16 protein-coding genes and 2 tRNA genes are annotated in these 21,048 nt (G+C 67.5%); 9 read left to right on the top strand and 9 right to left on the bottom strand.

The window, feature by feature from the left end; translation table 11 throughout:
- Window positions 1-2: 2 nt before the first annotated feature.
- From BHD05_RS10120 to dxs, 3 genes are all read left to right on the top strand, one after another.
- A complete protein-coding gene (locus BHD05_RS10120; RefSeq protein WP_202614191.1) occupies window positions 3-770 on the top strand; it encodes a DUF3159 domain-containing protein in 768 nt (255 codons plus the stop codon).
- 166 nt (window positions 771-936) lie between these two features.
- Entirely contained in the window at window positions 937-3,759 is a 2,823-nt protein-coding gene (acnA, locus tag BHD05_RS10125) for an aconitate hydratase AcnA (protein ID WP_161886323.1), read from the top strand.
- A gap of 34 nt (window positions 3,760-3,793) precedes the next feature.
- Complete coding sequence (gene dxs / locus BHD05_RS10130) at window positions 3,794-5,749, top strand: 1-deoxy-D-xylulose-5-phosphate synthase (RefSeq protein WP_161886324.1); 1,956 nt, start codon at window positions 3,794-3,796, stop codon at window positions 5,747-5,749.
- A 102-nt stretch (window positions 5,750-5,851) separates the two neighbouring features.
- Here the strand turns inward: dxs and BHD05_RS10135 are convergent, their stop codons facing one another.
- The 4 genes from BHD05_RS10135 to BHD05_RS10150 all read right to left on the bottom strand — a co-directional run bounded on the left by BHD05_RS10135 (window position 5,852) and on the right by BHD05_RS10150 (window position 11,117).
- Entirely contained in the window at window positions 5,852-7,981 is a 2,130-nt protein-coding gene (locus tag BHD05_RS10135) for a 3-hydroxyacyl-CoA dehydrogenase NAD-binding domain-containing protein (RefSeq protein WP_161886325.1), read from the bottom strand.
- A complete protein-coding gene (locus BHD05_RS10140; RefSeq protein WP_161886326.1) occupies window positions 7,982-9,196 on the bottom strand; it encodes a thiolase family protein in 1,215 nt (404 codons plus the stop codon). It lies immediately after the preceding gene.
- A gap of 75 nt (window positions 9,197-9,271) precedes the next feature.
- Window positions 9,272-10,459: an HRDC domain-containing protein gene (locus tag BHD05_RS10145; protein ID WP_161887472.1), complete on the bottom strand. Its 1,188-nt coding sequence runs from the start codon at window positions 10,457-10,459 to the stop codon at window positions 9,272-9,274.
- Between the two features lie 61 nt (window positions 10,460-10,520).
- A complete protein-coding gene (locus BHD05_RS10150) occupies window positions 10,521-11,117 on the bottom strand; it encodes a DUF3000 domain-containing protein (protein WP_161886327.1) in 597 nt (198 codons plus the stop codon).
- 22 nt (window positions 11,118-11,139) lie between these two features.
- Here BHD05_RS10150 and BHD05_RS10155 point away from each other — a divergent pair, with 22 nt between their 5' ends.
- Window positions 11,140-12,399, top strand: coding sequence for an alpha/beta hydrolase (locus BHD05_RS10155; RefSeq protein ID WP_236966497.1), 1,260 nt, complete (start codon window positions 11,140-11,142; stop codon window positions 12,397-12,399).
- On the opposite strand, the gene BHD05_RS10160 is transcribed toward BHD05_RS10155, so the two are convergent.
- From BHD05_RS10160 to BHD05_RS10170, 3 genes are read right to left on the bottom strand one after another with little or no spacing between them, the layout of a single operon-like run.
- Complete coding sequence (locus BHD05_RS10160; RefSeq protein WP_161887474.1) at window positions 12,326-13,060, bottom strand: dihydrofolate reductase family protein; 735 nt, start codon at window positions 13,058-13,060, stop codon at window positions 12,326-12,328. The two genes, BHD05_RS10155 and BHD05_RS10160, sit on opposite strands and share 74 nt — an antisense overlap.
- Window positions 13,060-13,494 carry a SufE family protein gene (locus tag BHD05_RS10165; protein ID WP_161886328.1) on the bottom strand — a complete coding sequence of 145 codons (435 nt, stop codon included), beginning with the start codon at window positions 13,492-13,494 and terminating at the stop codon, window positions 13,060-13,062. The genes BHD05_RS10160 and BHD05_RS10165 overlap by 1 nt, the downstream gene beginning before the upstream one ends.
- A gap of 8 nt (window positions 13,495-13,502) precedes the next feature.
- Entirely contained in the window at window positions 13,503-14,408 is a 906-nt protein-coding gene (locus tag BHD05_RS10170) for a sulfurtransferase (RefSeq protein WP_161886329.1), read from the bottom strand.
- Window positions 14,409-14,516: 108 nt separating this feature from the next.
- Between BHD05_RS10170 and zapE the strand changes: the two genes are divergently transcribed.
- From zapE to BHD05_RS10190, 4 genes are all read left to right on the top strand, one after another.
- Window positions 14,517-15,539 (top strand): cell division protein ZapE, encoded by a 1,023-nt coding sequence (zapE, locus tag BHD05_RS10175; RefSeq protein ID WP_161886330.1) that lies wholly within the window; start codon window positions 14,517-14,519, stop codon window positions 15,537-15,539.
- A gap of 238 nt (window positions 15,540-15,777) precedes the next feature.
- Complete coding sequence (locus BHD05_RS10180; RefSeq protein WP_161887475.1) at window positions 15,778-17,058, top strand: ammonium transporter; 1,281 nt, start codon at window positions 15,778-15,780, stop codon at window positions 17,056-17,058.
- Window positions 17,059-17,163: 105 nt separating this feature from the next.
- The gene (locus BHD05_RS10185) at window positions 17,164-18,228 is read left to right on the top strand and encodes an ammonium transporter (RefSeq protein WP_161886331.1); all 1,065 of its coding nucleotides are present in this window, start codon (window positions 17,164-17,166) and stop codon (window positions 18,226-18,228) included.
- Window positions 18,229-18,254: 26 nt separating this feature from the next.
- Window positions 18,255-18,983, top strand: coding sequence for a YqjF family protein (locus BHD05_RS10190; protein ID WP_236966499.1), 729 nt, complete (start codon window positions 18,255-18,257; stop codon window positions 18,981-18,983).
- Between the two features lie 331 nt (window positions 18,984-19,314).
- Here BHD05_RS10190 and fdhA read toward each other — a convergent pair whose 3' ends face one another.
- Both fdhA and BHD05_RS10200 read right to left on the bottom strand, forming a co-directional pair.
- Window positions 19,315-20,532 carry a formaldehyde dehydrogenase, glutathione-independent gene (gene fdhA, locus BHD05_RS10195; protein WP_161886333.1) on the bottom strand — a complete coding sequence of 406 codons (1,218 nt, stop codon included), beginning with the start codon at window positions 20,530-20,532 and terminating at the stop codon, window positions 19,315-19,317.
- Window positions 20,533-20,736: 204 nt separating this feature from the next.
- Window positions 20,737-20,809 (bottom strand) — tRNA-Val (locus BHD05_RS10200).
- 137 nt (window positions 20,810-20,946) lie between these two features.
- On the opposite strand from BHD05_RS10200, the gene BHD05_RS10205 reads away from it, so the two are divergent.
- A tRNA-Gly gene (locus BHD05_RS10205) sits at window positions 20,947-21,018 on the top strand.
- The last annotated feature ends 30 nt before the right edge of the window (window positions 21,019-21,048 follow it).

A 21,048-nucleotide genomic window follows, 5' to 3' on the forward strand; every position in this document is an offset into this window, starting at 1 on the left:
CCGTGACAAAGCGCGAGGACGGGACCGAGGCGATCGGACCCGAGGCAATCGGACCTGAGGCGACCGGACCTTCGCCGTCCTCCGCGAGCGAGCCGTCCCTGCGCGAGGCACTCGGCTTCGCTGTGAGGAACGCGGGGATCGGGCAGGTGGCTCCGGGCGAGATGCCTACCGCCGCGTCGCTCCTCAAGGCCGTCGGGGGACTGCGGGGCATCGTCGAGGCGATCCTCCCGGCGCTCGGCTTCCTGGTGATCTACGCCGCCACCGAGAACCTCGCCGCCGCGGTGCTCGTCCCCGTCGCGATCGCGATCGGGTTCGTGCTGGTCAGGCTCATCTCCCGCTCGTCCGTGAACCAGGCCGTCGCCGGGGTCGGCGGCGTCGCCATCTCGGCCGGCCTGGCGCTCTTCACCGGCAGGCCCGAGGACAACTTCGTTCCGGGGCTCATCATCAACGCGATCTCATTGCTCGTGCTGGTCGTGAGCATTCTCGCGCGACACCCCCTCATCGGGCTGATCGTCGGAGTGCTCAGCAACGACGGCCTCGAATGGCGGAACAGTCCCGCGAAGATGCGCGTCTTGACGCTCGCGACGGTGCTCTGGTGCGGACTCTTCCTCCTGCGGCTCGCCGCCGAGCTTCCCCTCTACCTCGCCGGCGAAGTCGAGCTGCTCGGCACAGTCAAGCTCGTGCTCGGCGTGCCGCTCTACGCGGTCATGCTCTGGGTGACGTGGATGCTGGTGCGGAGCGTCTACCGGCGGGAAAACGCCGTGGCATAGCGACGGCCGACAGGTCGCCTGTGCCTATAATGATTTATCTTGACGTCGAGATACTTTCGATGACTCGCCCCGTGCGAGCGCACACCCGCGACACTTAGGCTTGCCTTGGTGGCACGCCCGCAGGTCGGCGGTCAGGATTGGCAGACGTCAGCAAGGGAGACTCGACATGTCCGCAATCAACAGCTTCGGTTCGAAGGACACGCTCACTGTCGGTGCGACCGACTATGAGGTGTTCCGGCTCGACAGCGTCGCCGGATCCGAGAAGCTCCCGTTCAGCCTGAAGGTGCTGCTCGAGAACCTCCTCCGTACCGAGGACGGCGCGAATGTGACCCGCGCGCAGATCGAGGCCCTCGGCGGCTGGGTTCCCACCGCTGAGCCCGACACCGAGATCCAGTTCACCCCCGCCCGCGTGGTGATGCAGGACTTCACCGGTGTCCCCTGCATCGTCGACCTCGCGACCATGCGCGAGGCCGTCGCGGAACTGGGCGGCGACCCCACCAAGATCAACCCGCTGGCGCCCGCCGAACTGGTCATCGACCACTCGGTCATCGCCGACCTGTTCGGCACCGCCGACGCCCTCGAGCGCAACGTGGAGATCGAGTACCAGCGGAACGGGGAGCGATACCAGTTCCTCCGCTGGGGCCAGACCGCCTTCGACGACTTCAAGGTTGTCCCGCCAGGAACCGGAATCGTTCACCAGGTCAACATCGAGTACCTCGCGAGGGTGACGTACACGCGCACCGTGAACGGCGCGCTCCAGGCTTACCCCGACACCTGCGTCGGCACCGACTCCCACACCACCATGGTGAACGGGCTCGGCGTGCTCGGCTGGGGCGTCGGTGGCATCGAGGCCGAGGCGGCCATGCTCGGCCAGCCTGTCTCGATGCTCATCCCGAAGGTCGTCGGCTTCAAGCTGTCCGGACAGATCCCCGCGGGGGTCACGGCGACCGACGTCGTGCTGACTATCACCGAGATGCTGCGGGACCATGGGGTCGTTGGCAAGTTTGTCGAGTTCTATGGGCAGGGGGTTGCCTCGGTGCCGCTCGCGAACCGCGCCACCATCGGAAACATGAGCCCGGAGTTCGGCTCCACCGCCGCGATGTTCCCGATCGACGACGTGACCCTCGACTACCTGCGTCTCACCGGCCGCGACGAGGAGCAGGTGCGCCTCGTCGAGGAGTACGCCAAGCTGCAGACGCTCTGGCACGACCCGTCGACCGAGGCGACCTACAGCGAGTACATCGAGCTCGACCTGTCCACCGTCGTGCCGTCCATCGCCGGACCGAAGCGCCCCCAGGACCGCGTCGAGCTCAGCCGCGCGAAAGACCAGTTCGAGATCGACCTCAACGACTACGCCGGCGTGACCCGCTCGAAGGTCGACGCGGCAATCGAGGGCACCTTCCCGGCATCCGACCCGATCGGTTTGACCCCGCAGGACGAGACGTCCGCGCACGCCCCGGCCCAGAACCACCACTCGAGCCACGCCCCGTCGACGGCCTCGACCCCGACCGGCGTCAAACTCGGGGATGGCACGGGCTTCACGCTCGACCACGGCGCCGTCGCGATCGCCGCGATCACATCGTGCACGAACACGTCCAACCCCTCGGTCATGCTCGCTGCAGGCCTCCTGGCCCGCAACGCCAGCATGAAGGGCCTCAAGGTCAAGCCGTGGGTCAAGACCACCCTCGCCCCCGGGTCCAAGGTCGTCACCGACTACTACGAGAAGGCCGGGCTGACGAGCTACCTCGAGGACCTCGGCTTCTTCACCGTCGGCTACGGCTGCACGACCTGCATCGGAAACTCCGGCCCGCTGCTCGACGAGATCTCCGCCGCGGTCAATGACAACGACCTTGCAGTCACCGCGGTGCTCTCGGGCAATCGCAACTTCGAGGGCCGCATCAATCCCGACGTGAAGATGAACTACCTCGCGAGCCCGCCGCTCGTCATCGCCTACGCTCTCGCCGGGACGATGAACTTCGATTTCGTGACCGATTCCCTCGGCACCGCAACCGACGGAACCGAGGTGTTCCTCAAGGACATCTGGCCCGACGCCGCCGAGGTGCAGCAGACGATCGACTCCGCGATCGACACCGAGATGTTCACCCACGAGTATGCGGGTGTCTTCGACGGCGACGAGCGCTGGCGCTCGCTGCCGACCCCGACCGGTCCGACGTTCGAGTGGGACGAGAAGTCCACCTACGTTCGCAAGCCCCCGTACTTCGACGGCATGACGATCGAGACGACCCCGGTCACCGACATCAGCGGCGCACGCGTGCTCGCGAAGCTGGGCGACTCGGTCACCACCGACCACATCAGCCCAGCCGGCACCATCAAGGCGGACAGCCCCGCCGGGCACTACCTCAATGAGCACGGCGTCGAGCGGGCGGACTACAACTCCTACGGCTCCCGGCGCGGCAACCACGAGGTAATGATCCGCGGCACCTTCGCGAACATTCGGCTCAAGAACCAGCTCCTCGATGGCGTCGAGGGGGGCTACACGCGCGACTTCACGCAGCCCGACGCGCCGCAGGCCTTCATCTACGACGCGTCGGCGAACTATCAGGCAGCCCAGATCCCTCTCGTCATCCTCGGCGGCAAGGAGTACGGTTCCGGGTCGTCACGTGACTGGGCGGCGAAAGGCACGAGCCTCCTCGGTGTCAAGGCCGTGATCACCGAGAGCTTCGAGCGGATCCACCGCTCCAACCTCATCGGGATGGGCGTCGTACCGCTGCAGTTCCCGGCCGGAGAGACGTGGGCGTCGCTCGGCCTCGACGGCACCGAGACGATTAGCATCACGGGCATCGCCGAATTGAACAACGGCACGACGCCGCGCACCGTGCGCGTTGTCGCCGAGCCCAGCACGCAGTCTCCGGAGGGTAAGCAGACCGTCGAGTTCGACGCGATCGTCCGCATCGACACGCCCGGTGAGGCTGACTACTACCGCAACGGGGGGATCCTGCAGTACGTGCTGCGGTCCCTCGTGTCCTGAAACCTCCGAGCAAGCCGGAAGTAGACTCGACGCCATGACGCTCCTCGAGAACATCCGCGGTCCTCGCGACCTCGATTCGCTATCTCCGGCGCAGCTTGTCGAGCTTGCCGCGGAAATCCGGACATTCCTGGTCGGGGAGGTGTCGAAGACGGGGGGCCATCTGGGCCCGAACCTCGGTGTCGTCGAGCTCACGCTCGCGATCCACCGGGTATTCGATTCGCCGAAGGACCCAATCGTCTTCGACACCGGGCACCAGTCGTACGTGCACAAGCTGCTCACCGGCCGACAGGACTTCAGTCGCCTGCGCGAGCGCGGTGGACTCGCCGGCTACCCGCAGCGCTCCGAATCAGTGCACGACGTCGTGGAGAGCTCGCACGCGTCGAGTTCGCTGTCCTGGGCGGACGGGATCTCCCGCTCGTTCACGATGACGGGGCAGGACGACCGGTACGTGGTCGCGATCGTGGGGGATGGCGCCCTCACCGGCGGCATGACGTGGGAGGCGCTCAACAACATCAGCGACGACAACAAGCGCAAGCTCGTTATCGTCGTCAACGACAACGGCCGCTCCTACGCCCCCACGATCGGCGGGATGGCCCGGTTCCTGAATACGGTGCGCACCAGGAGGTCGTACCGCGACCTGTACCTCTCCAGCCGCAGCCTGTTCGACCGGTTCGGCGCACCCGGGCAGGCGCTCTACCGCGGTGTGCGCGGCGGGCTTCACGGCTTCCTCTCGCGGTTCAGCAACAACGAGGCGCTGTACTCCAACCTCGACATCAAGTACATCGGGCCGATCCACGGCCACGACATCGCCGCGCTCCGGGAGGCTCTCGAGCAGGCGAAGAACTACGACGGCCCGGTGATCGTGCACGCCATAACCCAGAAGGGGCACGGCTACCAGCCCGCACGCCAGGACGACGCCGACCAGTTCCACGCCGTCGGCCAGATCGACCCGGAGACGGGCGAGCCGATCGGTGCCCCGGGCAAGGCATCCTGGACCTCAGTGTTTTCGGACGAGATCGTGAAGCTCGCCGACAAGAACGACACGATCGTGGGGATCACCGCCGCAATGCTGCGCCCGACCGGCCTGCACAAGTTCGCCCAGAAGTACCCGGACCGGGTGCTCGATGTCGGCATCGCGGAACAGCATGCGGTGACCTCGGCGGCCGGGATGGCCTTCGGCGGGCTGCACCCCGTCGTCGCCCTTTACGCGACGTTCATCAACCGCGCATTCGATCAGGTGCTCATGGATGTCGCCCTGCACAAGGCAGGCGTCACGTTCGTACTCGACCGGGCCGGCGTCACCGGCCCCGACGGGCCCAGCCACCATGGCATGTGGGACCTCGCGATCCTGCAGGTCATCCCCGGCATCCGCCTGAGCGCCCCACGGGACGCGACGAGGTTGCGCGAGGTGCTTGGCGAGGCGGTCGCCGTGAGCGACGGTCCCACCGTGGTGCGGTTCTCCAAGGGCGATGTCGGCACCGAGTTCAACGCCGTCAGGCGCCTCGACGACGGCGTCGACGTGCTCCGCGATGCGCCCCACAAGGATGTCCTGATTGTCACCGTCGGCCCGATGGCCGACCTCGGACTGCAGGTCGCCGAGCGGCTCGCCGCGCAGGGCATCGGCGCCACCGTCGTCGATCCGCGCTGGGTGGTTCCGGTTCCGAAGAGCATCATCGCCCTCGCGGCCGAGCACCGCATCGTCATCTCGATCGAGGACGGCATCCGTGTCGGGGGAGTGGGCACCCGCATCCGCCAGGACCTGCGCGCCGCCGGCGTCGACACCGCGGTGACCGAGCTCGGCCTGCCCGACCAGTTCATCGATCACGCCTCGCGCGCCCAGATCCTCGAACAGGTCGGCCTGACCCCTCAGCAGATCGCGCGAGATGTCGTCGCACAGGTGCTCGGGAGCAAGATCCCCGTCGCACGGCCCCTGCCCGAGGACGCCGCGGACGCCAGACGGCTGAATCCCTCGGCGCTGCAGAACGACTGAGAAGCGCCTCGGCACCCTCCTGAGCTGCGGCGGGCCCCGCGAAAAGAGCCCCACCCACCCAGCCTGACGGCGGGGCGGGCGGGGCTCTTCTGAGTTTCCGGGCTACTCCATGCCGCGGATCGACGGCGTGTGGAAGGTGCCGCCGAAGACCCGTTCCGACGCACCGACGCGGTCGAGGTACGGGGTTGCGCCGCCCATCTGGAACGGCCAGCCTGCTCCGAGGATAAGGCAGAGGTCGATGTCCTCCGGGGCCTCGACAACGCCGTCCTCGAGCATCCGGTGGATCTCGTCGGCGAGGCCGTCCTCGACCCGGCGAAGGATCTCCTCGCCCGTCATCGGCGACTTGCCGCCCTTCACGATCGAGACGGCCTTCTTGTCGAAGCCCTTGACCTTGCCCTTGGCGTCACGCTCGAAGATCTGCCCGTGCTCCGCGAGGTCGTGCAGGTTCTTGCTCTCGAAGAACCGGTCGGGGAACGCGGCGTGGTGGGTGTCGAGCACGTGCGCGCCGACCTTGAGCCCGACAAGTTCGAGCAGTTCGAACGGCGTCATCGGCAGGCCGAACGGCGCGATCGACTTGTCGACGACCTCGAAGGGCGTACCGGTGTCGACCGCGTGCATCGCCTCGCCGAGGAGCTTGGCGAGGATGCGGTTGACGACGAATCCGGGGGTGTCAGTGGTGATGACGGCGTTCTTGTACAGCTTCGCCGCTGTGACCATCGCCGTGCTGAGAGTCGCGTCGTCGGTCGACGGAGCCCTGACGACCTCGACGAGCGGCATGACCGCGACGGGGTTGAAGAAGTGGAAGCCGACGAGGCGTTCCGGGTGGGCGAGCTTCGCGCCGATCTGCTCGACCGACAGCGACGACGTGTTCGTGGCCAGCACCGCGGTGTCGGACACGTGCTTCTCGATCTCCGCGAAGACGTCCTGCTTGACGCCGAGCTCCTCGAAGACCGCCTCAATGATCCAGTCGGCGTCGGCGAAGTCGGCCTTGTCGGTGGTGCCGGTCACGAGTGCCTTCAGCCGGTTCGACTCGTCACCGTTGATCTTTCCCTTTTTCTCGAGCGTGTCGATCTCGCCGCGGATGTAGTCCACCCCCTTGTCCACCCGGGCCTGGTCGAGGTCGGTGATCACGACGGGCACCTTGAGCCGGCGCACGAACAGCAGTGCGAACTGGCTGGCCATCAGGCCGGCGCCGACGACGCCGACCTTGGTGACCGGCTTCGCGAGCGCCTTGTCAGGCGCACCCGCTGGCCGCTTCGCGCGCTTCTGCACGAGGTTGAAGGCGTAGATGCTCGCCCGGAACTGGTCACCGGAGATCAGCTCGGACAGCGCCTCGTCCTCTGCTGCGAAGCCGGTGGCCCTATCGGTGTTCTTGGCGGCCTTGATGAGATCGAGCGCCTTGTACGGCGACTGGGCGACCGTTCCGATGCGGCTCTCCAGCATCTTGCGCGCGATCCCGACAGCCGCATCCCACTTCACGGCGCGTTCGAGCTTGCCGGGCACGTTCGGGCGCTTCACGACGACCGAGCCCGAGATCACTCCATCTGCGAACTTCAGCGAGTCCTCGAGGAAGTTCGCCGAGTCGAAGATCGCATCGGCGATTCCGAGTTCGAACGCCTCCTGGCCCTTCAGGGTGCGATTGTTCTTGAGGGGGTTCTCGATGATGACCTTGAGGGCGTTCTCGATGCCGATGAGGTTCGGCAGGATCCACGCTCCACCCCAGCCGGGGATGATTCCGAGGAACACCTCGGGGAGGGCCACGGCGGGGACGCCGCGGTCGATGGTGCGGTAGTTCGCGTTGAGGGCGACCTCGAGGCCGCCACCGAGCGCGAGCCCGTTGATGAACACGAAGGTGGGCACTCCGAGATCGTCGAGCTTGCCGAGAACCTCATGGCCGAGCTGGGCGAGCTGCTTCGCGACCGCGGTGCTCGGGATCTCGCTCACCTTGCTGAGGTCGGCGCCCGCAGCGAGGATGAACGGCTTCCCCGTGATGGCGACGCCAGCGATCTCGCCGTTCGCGCCGCGGTCCCGCTGGGCGTCGAGAACGGAGCCGAGCTCCATGAGCGTCACGGGGCCGAGCGTGTTCGGCCTGGTGTGGTCGCGGTCGTTGTCGAGCGTGATGAGGGCGATGGTGGCCCCACTGGGAAGCCGAACGTCGCGCACGTACGAGTGCGTCACGACTTCGTCGCCGGACAGGGCGGTGAGGTCTCCGTATGCGGTGGCGATGGTCATCTACTTTGCCTTCCGTGCGTTGCGCTTGCCGGTGTAGTGCGGGTTCTCCCAGATGACGGATCCGCCCTGGCCGAGGCCGATGCACATCGCGGTGAGCCCGTAGCGCACCTCGGGGTGCTCGGCGAACTGCGCCGCAAGCTGGATCATCAGGCGCACGCCGGATGAGGCGAGCGGGTGCCCGACGGCGATCGCGCCGCCCCACTGGTTGACCCGGGGGTCCTCGTCGTCGATGCCGAAGTGGTCCAGGAGCGACAGCACCTGAATCGCGAAGGCCTCGTTGAGTTCGAACAGTCCGATGTCGTTGATCGTGAGTCCCGCCTTGCGGAGGGCCTTCTCGGTTGAGGGGACCGGTCCGATGCCCATGATCTCGGGCTCGACGCCAGCGAAGGCGAAGCTCACGAGCCGCATCTTCGGGGCCAGGCCGAGTTCCTTCGCCGCGTCGGCGCTCGCGATGAGGCTCGCGGTCGCCCCGTCGTTGAGTCCGGACGAGTTGCCTGCGGTCACGCGTCCGTGCGGACGGAACGGCGTGCGCAGGGTGGCGAGGCCCTCGAGCGTCGTCTCGGGGCGCGGGGCCTCGTCGACTGTGGCCAGACCCCAGCCGTTCGCGCTGCGGGTCGCGACGGGGATGAGGTCGGGCTGGATCTTGCCGTCCAGGTAGGCCTGGGCGGTCTTCTGCTGGCTCCCAAGAGCGAACCGGTCGGCGCGCTCCTTGGTCAGGTGCGGGAAGCGGTCGTGAATGCGCTCCGCCGTGTTGCCCATGTTGAGTGCCTCGGCGTTCACGAGCTTCTCCGACTGGAACCTGGGGTTCGGGTCTACGCCCGAGCCCATCGGGTGCCGACCCATGTGCTCGACTCCGCCGGCGATAGCGAGGTCATAGGCGCCGAAAGCGATCCCGCCTGCGGTCGCGGTCACCGCGGTCATTGCCCCGGCGCACATCCGGTCGATGGCGTAGCCGGGCACCGAGCGGGGCAGGCCCGCGAGGATGGATGCCGTGCGGCCGAGGGTGAGGCCCTGGTCGCCGGTCTGGGTGGTCGCGGCGATGGCGACCTCGTCAATCCGGTCTTTCGGAACGTTCGGGTTGCGCTCGAGCAGCCCGATGATGGCCTTGACGACGAGGTCGTCGGCCCTCGTCTGCCAGTACATTCCCTTTTCGCCAGCTCGACCGAACGGGGTTCGCACCCCGTCGACAAACACGACTTCAGCTCTCTCGGCCACAATGCCTCCAACTCAGGTACGGATGTTTACGAGCGTAGGCGGGGCGAAAACGCCAGAAGAATCCTTTGATTGTTCCTACGACTCGCCGTGCCCGGGTTCGACGCTGATTTGGACAGCATCCACAAAGGCATTGAGGATTACCTGTGCGGTTGCGTCAATCTGCCACTGTCGTACGCCGAGTTCGCGCATGGCCACCTGCAGCGCGGCCAGTTCCAGCGACGCGGGCGGCGACCACGCGAGCCGGCGCAGCGTCTCGGGCAGGAGCAGGTTCTCGACGGGAACGTCGAGCAGCACCGACACCTCGGCGATTGCGGCCTTGGAAATCTTCAGGCGCTTGTCGGCAGGGGGATTGCGATCCGACCAGACTCGCGCTGGCGGCACGGCGTCGCTGGCAACGTGGAGGGGCGGCAGGTCGTCGGACGCCTTTCCGGCTTCGATCGCCTCCCACCACCGGCCGAGTTCGGAGCGGCTGGCCCTACCGTTGAACTCGCGGAGCGCGGCGAGGTCGCGCTTGGACTCCGGCAGGCTTCGGGCCGCCGAGACGAGAGAGGAATCCGGTACGAGCCGCCCAGGCGAGGTGTCGATTTCGCGGGCGAAGGCGTCCCGTGCCAGCCAGAGTTCCCGGGCGACGGCGAGGTTGCGCGCGCCGCGCACGGTGCTGAGCCCGGTGAGCCGGCGCCAGGCATCCGTCTTCACGGGCTTCACCTCGCGGGCGAGTACCGCGGCGAACTCCTGCTCCGCGATTCCTGTCTTGCGCTGCTCCTGCAGCACGCGCCCCATGGCGTCGCGCAGGTCGACGAGCAGTTCCACGTCGAGAGCCGCGTAGACCAGCCACGACTGGGGGAGCGGTCTGGTCGACCAGTCAGCCGCCGAGTGCTCTTTGGCGAGGTGGATGCCGAGGAGGCTCTCCACCACGGTTCCGAGCCCGACACGGGGAAGCCCGGCGAGTCGCGCGCCCAGTTCGGTGTCGAAGATCACGGTCGGGTCGAGGCCGACCTCTCGCAGGCAGGCGAGGTCTTGGCTGGCGGCGTGCAGCACCCATTCGTCCTCGTGGATCGCGGCTCCGAGCTCCTCGAAGGAGCCAATCGCCGGGGGGTCGAAGAGGAAGATCCCGGCGCCGCGCCGGAACACCTGGATCAGGTAGGCGCGCTGGGAGTAGCGGAATCCGGATGCGCGCTCCGCGTCGATGGCGATGGGCCCGTGCCCGGCCGCGATGGTCTCGACGGCGGCGAGGTACTCCTCGCGGGTGTCGATCACGCTCATGAGGGCGTGCGGATCGGGCACGTCTTCCTCGGCAGGGGACGGCGGTGTGTTCTGAGCGGCGTTACTCACGCCCTGCTCGACGTGACGACAACATGGTCACTCCTTCAATGCGCGGCGGAAGGCCCGCCAACATGCACATTAGCTCCCCCCAGCCTTCCACATGAGCGGCGATGTCGGTTCCCTGTGGTGTCCACGAGGCACGCAATTCGATCTGGGCCCCGTCTCCCTGTTCGGCGAGCTCGCCGTATCCGGTCGACAAGATCTTCGTGGCGGTGCCGGAAAGCGAGTGATACCGGGCCCCCCTGGCCGCGAGTGCGTCGACAAGCCACGACCAGGCGACGTCCGCGACGAACGGATCGACGCCCATGTCGGTCTCGAGTGGCGCCTGCGCAAAGCAGACGATTCGGAACTCTCCGTCCCAGCCCTGCTGGCCCTCGGGGTCGTGCAGCAGGATGAACCGTCCGGTGCCCAGATCCGAGTCACCCTCGTGTCGCGCCGGGGTGACATCGGCGGCGAGCGCGACCGTGAACGGGGCAAGACCCGATGGTGCCGTTATCTCGGTGATTGCCAGCTCTTTTCGGGGCGCCGACCCGCGGATCGACTCGAGCGCCGAGGCGAACGCGGGTGGGGCCGAGGCTCCGGAGACTGTTTCGGGCACGAGTGAAGATTAGAGTTTGTGCGTGGCAGATTCCGGAAGGCACGCCGACCGCCGGTCCCCGTGGTGGAGCATCGTGATCTTCTCGGTGTCGTCGCTCATGGCGATGGGCGGCGTCATCACCGCGCTCGTGGCGCTGCGCGTGGCTCGGCTCGTCGTGACGCCGCCGAGGAGCCGCACCGACGACGTGCCGATCCTCGAGGTGGATGCGCGGGCGCACACGGTGACTCTCGGCCGCACCGCCGACTCTGCGACGCCCGGCCGCTACGGCCTGTGGTTCTCCCGTGACTCCGGGCACGCGCGGCTCGGCGACGTCGCGGCCGAGACCGAGGGAACCGTGACACGCGAGCTCCTCGGCGTGGACTTCGGCGAGCTGCTGCCCGGCACGAGGGGCCGGTTCAGCGGGTGGTTCTTCCTGACCCCCCGTGACCTGGGCGTCGACCACGAGAGCGTGAGCCTCGTGACCACCCTCGGCCCGGCGCCCGCCTGGGTCATCCTCGCCGAGCGGGACGAGCACGGCACCGCGCGCACCGCGTGGGCGGTACTCGTGCACGGGCGCGGGGTGACCCGCTCGGAGACACTGCGCTGCGTTGGCGTGTTCCGTGAGGCGGGGTACAACTGTCTGCTCGTCTCCTGGCGCAACGACGGCGATGCGCCCGCGAGCGACGACCGCCGCTATGCCCTCGGTGCGACCGAGTGGCTCGATGTGGAGGCGGGCATCCGCTATGCCCACGACGAGCGGGGCGCGACCGACGTCGTCCTCGTGGGGTTCTCGATGGGCGGCGCCGCGGTGCTGCAGGCCGCGGCGAACTCGGAGCTCGCGACCCTCGTGCGCGGGATCGTGCTCGAGTCGCCCGTCGTCGACTGGGCGCCCACCCTGCTCTTCCACGCTCGGGCGATGCGGGTTCCGCGGCTGGTGCAGCGCGCGGCGATCGCCCTCCTCGGCAGTCGGAGCGCACACCGGATCACCGGGCTGCGAGCCGCAATCGACTTCCGGATGCTGGACTTCGTGCTCCGCAGCGACGAGTTGACCGCGCCAATCCTGCTGATGCACAGCGACGACGACGGCTATGTGCCGCCGACCGCGTCACGGGCGCTCGCATACGCTCGGCCTGATATCGTGACGTTCCACCGGTGGCGGGGAGCGCGGCACGCGCGCCTGTGGAACTACGACCCCGCGCGATTCACCGCTCAGATCGGCCAGTGGTTGGCTACCCTGCCGATGGGCGGGGGACCTGCCACCTCGCATACAGGCCGCTCGCATCGTCCATCAGGAGCTGACTGAGCTCGAGCCGCCGATCGGCGACGCCGGCTCCACCGAAGAGGGGCAGCTGGGCGGTGGTGATGACGGGCCCAGTCGAGAGGCAGAGCTCATCGACGACGTCCGCGTCGAGCAGCTGCCCGGCGAGGCTCGGACCGCCCTCGCAGACGATGTGGGCGAGTCCGCGTCCGCGCAGAGACTCGATGACGTCGGCGGGTGCGATGCGACCGCCGACGTCGTCGATCGCGATGATATCCGCGGCGACGCCGTCGAGCGAGGCTTCGGCCCGTGCCACCGCGGCCGCCGGGCAGATGACGAGCAGCCGGCCGGGTTCGACGTTGCCCCCTACCCTGTGCCCGTCGAGGTCACCGGTGCCGGTCAGGATGGCGAGGCGCGAGTTCTTCGGCAGGTGGTAGCCCTCCGCCCTGACGCTCGCGGCCCCGACGAGCACGACGTCGGCGAGGGAGCGGATGGCCCGGAGGATCGTTCGGTCGGCCCTGTTCGTGAGTGAGTCGGACGTGCCATCGCCTCCAGTCGCACTCCCGTTCACGCTCGAGACGAGGTTGAGGCGCAGCCACTCGGGCCGAGGTGCGGCATACAGCGCCGCGAGAGCCTCCAGAGAGCCGTTCTCACCGAGGTCGATCCGTTCCGCGTCCGTGGCGGACGGGACCACCCTGGTGAGCATCACGCCGCGGTTTTCGCGCGAATCTGTCGCTTCGAGCGGGAGAGCAGGGCGTTCATCCCGCGCATCCGGAGCGGGCTCACCGCATCCGTCAGCCCGATCGTCTGCGGGAAGTCGTCCGGAACGTCGAGCACCTCGTCGGCGCTGAGGCCGGAGAGCCCCTGCACGAGGATCGAGGCGAACCCCCGCGTGGTCGGCGCCTCCTTCGGTGCGGTCGCGTGCAGGTGCACCGTCCCGTCGTCGCCGACCTCGACGAAGATGAACACCGGCGCCTGGCACTCCTCGACGCGCTCGAGGAGATCCGGGTGGTCGGCGAACTGGTCGGGAAGCTCCGGAAGCTCGTTGGCGAACTCGAGGAGCAGCACCAGCCGGTCGGACTGGTCGAGCTCGAGGAAGTCGTCGCGGATCTGGGCGAGGGACTGCGGTAGTTCGGTCATCCGGTCCATTATCCCTTGCGCTGGGGAACCTCGCCCGGCTCGCTGCCGCGAACGATCGGCACCCGCACGGCGCTGCCCCACTCCGTCCAGGACCCGTCGTAGTTGCGTACGTTCTCGAAGCCGAGCAGATGGGTGAGGACGAACCAGGTGTGCGCCGACCGCTCGCCGATCCGGCAGTAGGCGATGACCCGGTCGCCGTCGCTGAGCCCGGCCTCGCCGCGGTACAGCGCGTCGAGCTCCGGCACGCGCCGGAAGGTGCCGTCGTCCGCGGCCGCCCTGCCCCACGGCACGTTGTGCGCGCTGGGGATGTGGCCGGCGCGCAGGGCGCCCTCATCGGGGTAGGCGGGGGCGGTCGTGCGCTCCCCGCTGAACTCCTCGGGTGACCGCACATCGATGAGGGGCTCGCCGAGGTGCGCGAGCACGTCGTCCTTGTACGCCCGGATCGAACTGTCGTCGCGCTCGACGACGGGGTAGTCGACCGCGGTCGGGCGTGGCCGCTCTGTCGTGTAGTCGCGGCCCTCGGCCTCCCATTTCGCCCGGCCCCCGTCGAGCAGGCGGACGTCGGCGTGACCGAAGAGGGTGAACACCCAGAGGGCGTAGGCGGCCCACCAGTTGTTCTTGTCGCCGTAGATGACAACTGTCGTGTCGCGGGTGATGCCGCGCGACCCGAGGAGCTTCGCAAAGGCGGCGCCGTCGATGTAGTCCCTCTCGACCGGATCGTTGAGGTCGGTGTGCCAGTCGACCTTGACCGCACCGGGGATGTGGCCGGTCTCGTAGAGCAGGACGTCCTCATCCGATTCGACCACCACGAGGCCGGGACTGGAGAGGTGCTCCTGCAGCCAACCGGTCGAGACGAGTCGCTCGGGATGGGCGTAGCCGATGAATTCGTCGGATGAATCGACCTCGATGACCATCTGGACCTCCTGTTGGCGCGGGCTCGCCGGCACGACGCCGACATCTCCAAGGTTAGGCTGATGCGACCACGAGATTGACCATCCGCGACCAAGGTGAGGCCGAAAGAATTGTCCGCTGACCCGGTGCGCGTTGTGAACAGGCTCGTCGACCGACGGCCCACGATCAGCGGGGCGCAGATCGTCGCGCACCTGGTGCCGCCGCGGCAGTTCGTGAGCGCGACGATCGACTCCTACCGCCCCGACCCGGACTACGTATCCCAGACCGAGGCCGTCGAGGCGGTCGATGTGTTCTCGGCGGTCTGGACGGCGGGACCGAGCGGCGGCTTCTTCCGGCGCAAGCGCACTCCCGCGGCGCTCCCCGGGATCTACTTCGACGGCGGCTTCGGCGTCGGGAAGACCCACTTGCTTGCGGCGCTCTGGCACCGCGCGCCCGGTCGCAAGTATTTCGGCACCTTCATCGAGTACACGGCGCTGGTCGGCGCGCTCGGCTACGCCGACACCATCCATCTGCTGCGCGGTGCGTCCCTCGTCTGCATCGACGAGTTCGAGCTCGACGACCCGGGCGATACGCGGCTGATGTCCCGCCTGCTCTCCGAGCTCGTCCACAGCGGCACCCGCATCGCAGCGACCTCGAACACGCCCCCCAACGCACTCGGCGAAGGCCGGTTCGCCGCAGTCGACTTCCTGCGCGAGATCGACGCGCTCGCCGCAAAGTTCACGACCATCAGGATCGACGGACTCGACTACCGCCGACGCACGGTCGCCGGGCATGCCGGCACCGTGCCGGACGGCGACATCGAGGACGCGATCGGAGCCGTCGGCGGCACCACGACAATCGACGACTTCGACGAGGTCGTCGAGCATCTCGCGACCGTGCACCCGTCCCGCTACGTCACTCTCGTCGAGGGCCTGGCCGCCGTCGCCTTCCGCCACGTGCGCCAGTTCACCAGCCAGACGGATGCCCTCCGCTTCGTCGCGTTCGTCGACCGGCTCTACGATGCCCAAGTGCGCATCATCGCCACCGGCCTGCCTCTGGACGAGGTGTTCGCCGAGGACATGCTCGCGGGCGGCTACCGCAAGAAGTACCTGCGTGCGATGAGCCGCCTCATCGCACTCACCTCGTCGGACTAAGCCCCGCACCTCGTCAGGATGAGCCCCACACCCGAACTCGGGGACGTTTCGTGGTGCTTCGAAACACGATGTTAATGCGCCACCGGCGCGCGTAACAGGCTCGAAACACGGCGAGGCCACTGACGAAACCTAGTACCGAGAAACTGTTTTCGTACCCGAGCTGGCTCACTGCCGGTGCTGGCCCCTCCCGGGGAGGTCGGTCGACATTCAGTCTTCGCATACCTAAGAGAGGTTCATGATGGATCAAGGCAACACCGCCTTCATACTTATCTGCGCGGCGCTCGTGCTGTTGATGACGCCCGGTCTGGCGTTCTTCTACGGCGGCCTCGTCAAGGCAAAGAGCGTCATCAGCATGATGATGATGAGTTTCGGGGCCCTCGGCCTCATCGGAGTCCTCTGGGTCCTCTACGGTTACGCGATCACCTTTGCCAACGGCGGAACCGAGGGCTTCTTCGGAATTGACGGATTCCTCGGCATCGACACGGCGAACCTCGGCCTCACCGGCCTCCTCGAGACCCCGGAGGGTGCGGCGTTCCCGCCGATCGCCTTCGCGGCCTTCCAGGCGACCTTCGCCATCATCACCGTCGCGCTCATCTCCGGGGCGATCGCCGACCGGGCCAAGTTCGGCGCCTGGATGATCTTCGCCGGCATCTGGGCCACCGTCGTCTACTTCCCGGTCGCGAGCTGGGTGTTCAACTTCAGCCTTGCGGAGGACGGATCGTTCAGCGACGGCGGCTGGATCACCTATGGCATGCAGGAAGTCTTCGGTGTCGGCGCAATCGACTTCGCGGGTGGAACCGCAGTGCACATCAACGCTGGCGCCGCGGCACTCGCACTGGCCCTCGTGCTCGGCAAGCGTGTCGGCTTCGCCAAGGGTGCCCACGTACCTCACAACCCGCCGTTCGTGCTGCTGGGCGCTGGCCTCCTCTGGTTCGGCTGGTTCGGCTTCAACGCCGGCTCCGAGCTCGCGGCGGACGGGGTTGCCGCCCTCGCCTTCCTCAACACGATCGCCGCCCCCGCAGCTGCTCTGCTGGCCTGGCTCGTCGTCGAGAAGATCCGTGACGGCAAGCCGACCTCGGTCGGTGCCGCATCCGGTGCGGTCGCCGGACTCGTGGCGATCACCCCCGCCTGTGCGTCGATCGACCCGATCTGGGCCATCCTGCTCGGCTTCATCGCCGGTGCCGTCTGCGCCCTCGCGATCGACCTGAAGTTCAAGCTGGGCTTCGACGACTCGCTCGATGTTGTCGGCATCCACCTCGTCGGCGGACTGATCGGAACCCTGTACCTGGGATTCTTCGCCAACGGCACGGGCCTGTTCATGGGCGGCGACGGAACACAGCTCCTGGTCCAGGCGATCGCCGCCTTCTCGGTGATGGCCTTCTCCTTCACGATCGCCTTCCTCATCGGCCTCGTGATCGAGAAGACGATCGGATTCCGAATCAAGAATGAGGACGAACTCGCCGGCCTCGACACCGTGGTCCACGGTGAAGAGGGCTACGTACTCGCCGAAACGCGGTAGCAGCAGCAGCACAGCACCGGGGTGCCGCCTTCCTGGCGGCACCCCTTCCTGCGTTCCGGCCGCATGGGTCGGCAGCGCACCCCTACGCTGGTCACCGGAGGCGACGTGATCATCGAGGTATCCCCGCTCATCTTGCTCGCGACGATCGCGATCGCTGGCCTCGGCCCGGCGATCACCGCGCTCACCGACGCCTGGCAGGGAGCCGCCGGCATCCGCTCCTTGGCGGCGGGCGCCGCGCACTCCAGTGCCGGCTGGCTAAGCTGGCTGGCCATAGCCGGGATCCTCCGGCCCGACATCGACCCGCTGCTCGTACTTCCTCTCACCGCGCTCGGCGGCGTCGCGGCGGTCCTTGCCGCCACGCCGGCGCGACTGCTCGGGCGCGGTGCGCGCAGCACCCTTGCCTATGCGGCGCTCTGGTCGGCGCTCGTCTTCGTGCCCGTGGCCGTCGCCCTGTTCTCAGCGAAGGGGTTCCTCGCCGCTGAACTGGCGACAGTGGATCTCGCCGGGGCGCTGCCGGTACTCGTGGCGGGCGGATGCGGCGGGCTCGCGGTGCTTGTCCTCGACGGCCGACGGGTCGAGCGTTCGCGGGGGAGCAACCCGGGCTGGGTGCTGCTCGGCCTTGTCGCGGTGGTCTGGGCGCTTTGGGTCCTGTGGCTCGTCGGCATGGAACTCGCGATCGACGAGATCACTCCGCTGATCGTGGCGAACACGCTCATGACGCCGGTGGCCTCCGTCGCAGCGTGGCTCGTGGTTCAACGCATCCAGCACGCGAAAACGACGCCGTCGGCCGCGGTCGGCGGCCTGCTCTGCGGTCTCGCGGCGATCGCCCCGGGCAGCGGTAACCTGAGCGCAGTCGGGGCGCTCCTCACTGGAATCGTCGCGGGCGCACTGTGCTCCCTTGTGGGCTACTGGGCCGCACGGCGCACCGGCAACTTCATCTGGCTGGTAGTCACGATCCTGCTCGGAGGTGCCGGGCTCGGCGTCGGCCTCATCGGCGCCTTCGCAACCCGCACCGGAATCGTGTTCACCGGACAGCCCGAGGCGCTGCTCAGCCAGTTCGCGAGCGTGTTGATCGTCACCGCCTATGCCGGCGCCGTGTCGCTCGCCTGCTGGTTCGTCGTCTCCCGGGTTGCGCGTCGCCCGGCGGCGAGCGCGCTCGCAGGTTCCTGAGGGCGACCCGCACGTACAGTGTGCTCGTGGACCCCATTACCTCGACCGCACCACCCCTCACCGGCCGTCCAGTACTCCGACAGCTCTGGCGGGACCTCGTCTTCGTGCACTGGCGAGTCGATCCGGACGAGATCGCGCCCCTGCTCCCGCGCGGGATCGTGCCGGATGTCTTCGACGGGTCGTCCTGGGTGGGCCTGATCCCGTTCGAGATGCGGGACTCGGCGGTGCTCGGCGGGCCACCGGTGCCCTACTTCGGCTCGTTCACCGAGGTCAATGTGCGTCTCTACGGCGTCGATGCATCCGGCCGCCGCGGCGTCGTCTTCTGCTCGCTCGAGGCGTCCCGGCTCGCCGCGGTACTCACGGCGCGCGTGCTCTTCCGGCTGCCCTACCAATGGGCCAGGGCCGCCTCGGTGCTCAGCGACGACATGGTCGCCTACCGCTCGGAGCGGTTCGCTCCCGGTCGCCCCTCCACGATGATCTCGGTGCGCCCGTCGACGAAAGCCGTGAACGGCGACGCCCTCGCCGAGTTCCTCACGGCGCGCTGGCTCCTCTTCGTGACGCGCGGAACCCACACCGTCGCGATGGCGAACGAGCACGAGCCGTGGCCCCTGTTCGAAGCCGACCTCCTCACCCTGCACGACGGCCTCATCGCCGCGGCCGGCATTTCCTCGATCGGCGCGCGCGCCCCGGACTCGGTGCTCTACTCACCCGGTGTCGTCACGAGCTTCGGTCTGCCGTCCCGCATCGACGCCTAGCAACCCCGCCCTGTCATTATTCAGGACTCTGCGGCCCGCAGTTGTTTCATCATTCAGGACTCTGCGGCCCGGAGGCCTTTCATCATTCAGGACAGTTGGGTCAGAAGGATCGATGCGGGAGCACGCCGACCCGCACTTGCGGCAGTTTCGCCTGCATCTCGCCGCGTTCGCGGAGATGCTGGTCAGGTTGTCCTGAATGATGAAAGCCCCGGCCAGCACCAACTCCTGAATGATGAAAGCCCCGGCCAGCAGCAACTCCTGAATGATGAGACAACCGGACGAGGAGGATCGCCGACCTGTCGGCTGGCGACCCTCCTCGGTGGTGCGTCAGCTACTTGCCGTCGAGGTACCCGTTCGGGTTGAGCACGTACTTCGTCGCGGCTCCCGCGTCGAACTCGGCGTAGCCGCGGGGGGCCTCGTCGAGCGTGATCGCCTTAGCGTTGACGTTCTTCGCAATGCTGACCCGGTCGTGCAAGATCGCCATCATCAGGCCGCGGTTGTACTTCATCACCGGGCACTGTCCGGTCATGAAGGACAGCGACTTTGCCCAGCCGGTGCCGAGGCTCAAGGACAGCGAGCCCGTCTTGGCAGCCTCGTCGACCCCGCCCGGGTCACCGGTGACGTAGAGCCCGGGGATGCCGAGTGCTCCGCCCGCCGCCGTGACGTCCATGAGCGAGTTGAGCACGGTCGCGGGAGCCTCTCCGGAGTCCTTCCCGTGGCCCCTCGCCTCGAACCCGACGGCGTCGACGCCGCAGTCGACCTCGGGCACACCGAGGATCTGGTCGATCTGATCGGCCAGGTCGCCCTCGGTGAGGTCGATCGTCTCGCAGCCGAAGCTGCGCGCCTGGGCGAGCCGATCGGCATTGAGGTCACCGACGATGACCACGGCTGCGCCGAGCAGCATCGCGCCGCTCGCCGCGGCGAGTCCGACTGGCCCGGCTCCGGCGACGTAGACCGTCGACCCGACGCCGACACCCGCCGAGACCGCTCCGTGGAACCCGGTCGGGAAGATGTCGGAGAGCATGGTGAGGTCCATGATCTTCTCAAGCGCCTGGTCCCGGTCCGGGAACTTCAGCAGGTTCCAGTCCGCGTAGGGCACGAGCACGTATTCGGCCTGACCGCCGACCCAGCCGCCCATGTCGACGTAGCCATAGGCACTCCCCGGGCGGTCCGGGTTGACGTTGAGGCAGATGCCGGTCTTGCGCTCCTTGCAGTTGCGACATCGGCCGCAGGCGATGTTGAACGGCACGGAGACGATGTCGCCGACCTTGATGAACTCGACGCCGGGGCCGCACTCGACGACTTCGCCCGTGATCTCATGGCCGAGCACGAGGTCGCTCGGCGCAGTCGTGCGGCCGCGAACCATGTGTTGGTCCGATCCGCAGATGTTGGTCGCGATCGTGCGCACGATAACGCCGTGTGGCACCTTCCGGCCCACGTTCGCAGGGTTTACCCCCGGTCCATCCTTCAATTCGAATGTGGGGTAGTCGATGTCAATGACTTCGACTTTCCCTGGGCCCTTGTAGGCAACGGCTCTGTTTCCCGACATGGTATTCCTCTCATCGTTTTCTTCAGGGTGACTGAGTGGTGCTGAGGGAGACCCCCCGAACGCTGTGGGTTGTGAGGGGGTTGGGTCGACGCTAACCGCCGAGCACGGAAATAACCATGGGGTTGCACAAACGGGGGCACCGGCGCGAAAGGGATGGCCCGAGGAAACCAAAAAGCCCCTCGGATTACCGAGGGGCCGTGACAGTGGGCGATACCGGACTCGAACCGATGACCTCTTCCGTGTGAAGGAAGCGCGCTACCAACTGCGCCAATCGCCCTGCAGGATAATCCTGCCACATGCGCCGACCTGACACGGCCACCCGGAGCACATGGCGCGAAGACACTCCTGCCGTCACGATTGGCCCATTCGCATCGCATCGGATAGAGTTCCAAAGCACGCAGAAATGCGGGCAGTGCGGATGTGGCGCAGTGGTAGCGCATCACCTTGCCAAGGTGAGGGTCGCGAGTTCGAATCTCGTCATCCGCTCGAAATAGTCTCACGTGGCAGTTACACGTG

The organism is Marisediminicola antarctica, assembly GCF_009930795.1.
GTDB lineage: Bacteria > Actinomycetota > Actinomycetes > Actinomycetales > Microbacteriaceae > Marisediminicola > Marisediminicola antarctica.

Excerpts from the sequence above, each read along its gene's own strand:
- dxs (WP_161886324.1), top strand. The coding sequence starts at position 3,794 with ATGACGCTCCTCGAGAACATCCGCGGTCCTCGCGACCTCGATTCGCTA.
- BHD05_RS10165 (WP_161886328.1), bottom strand. The coding sequence starts at position 13,494 with ATGACCGAACTACCGCAGTCCCTCGCCCAGATCCGCGACGACTTCCTC.
- acnA (WP_161886323.1), top strand. The coding sequence starts at position 937 with ATGTCCGCAATCAACAGCTTCGGTTCGAAGGACACGCTCACTGTCGGT.
- fdhA (WP_161886333.1), bottom strand. The coding sequence starts at position 20,532 with ATGTCGGGAAACAGAGCCGTTGCCTACAAGGGCCCAGGGAAAGTCGAA.
- BHD05_RS10145 (WP_161887472.1), bottom strand. The coding sequence starts at position 10,459 with ATGAGCGTGATCGACACCCGCGAGGAGTACCTCGCCGCCGTCGAGACC.
- BHD05_RS10135 (WP_161886325.1), bottom strand. The coding sequence starts at position 7,981 with ATGACCATCGCCACCGCATACGGAGACCTCACCGCCCTGTCCGGCGAC.
- BHD05_RS10180 (WP_161887475.1), top strand. The coding sequence starts at position 15,778 with ATGGATCAAGGCAACACCGCCTTCATACTTATCTGCGCGGCGCTCGTG.
- BHD05_RS10160 (WP_161887474.1), bottom strand. The coding sequence starts at position 13,060 with ATGCTCACCAGGGTGGTCCCGTCCGCCACGGACGCGGAACGGATCGAC.
- BHD05_RS10170 (WP_161886329.1), bottom strand. The coding sequence starts at position 14,408 with ATGGTCATCGAGGTCGATTCATCCGACGAATTCATCGGCTACGCCCAT.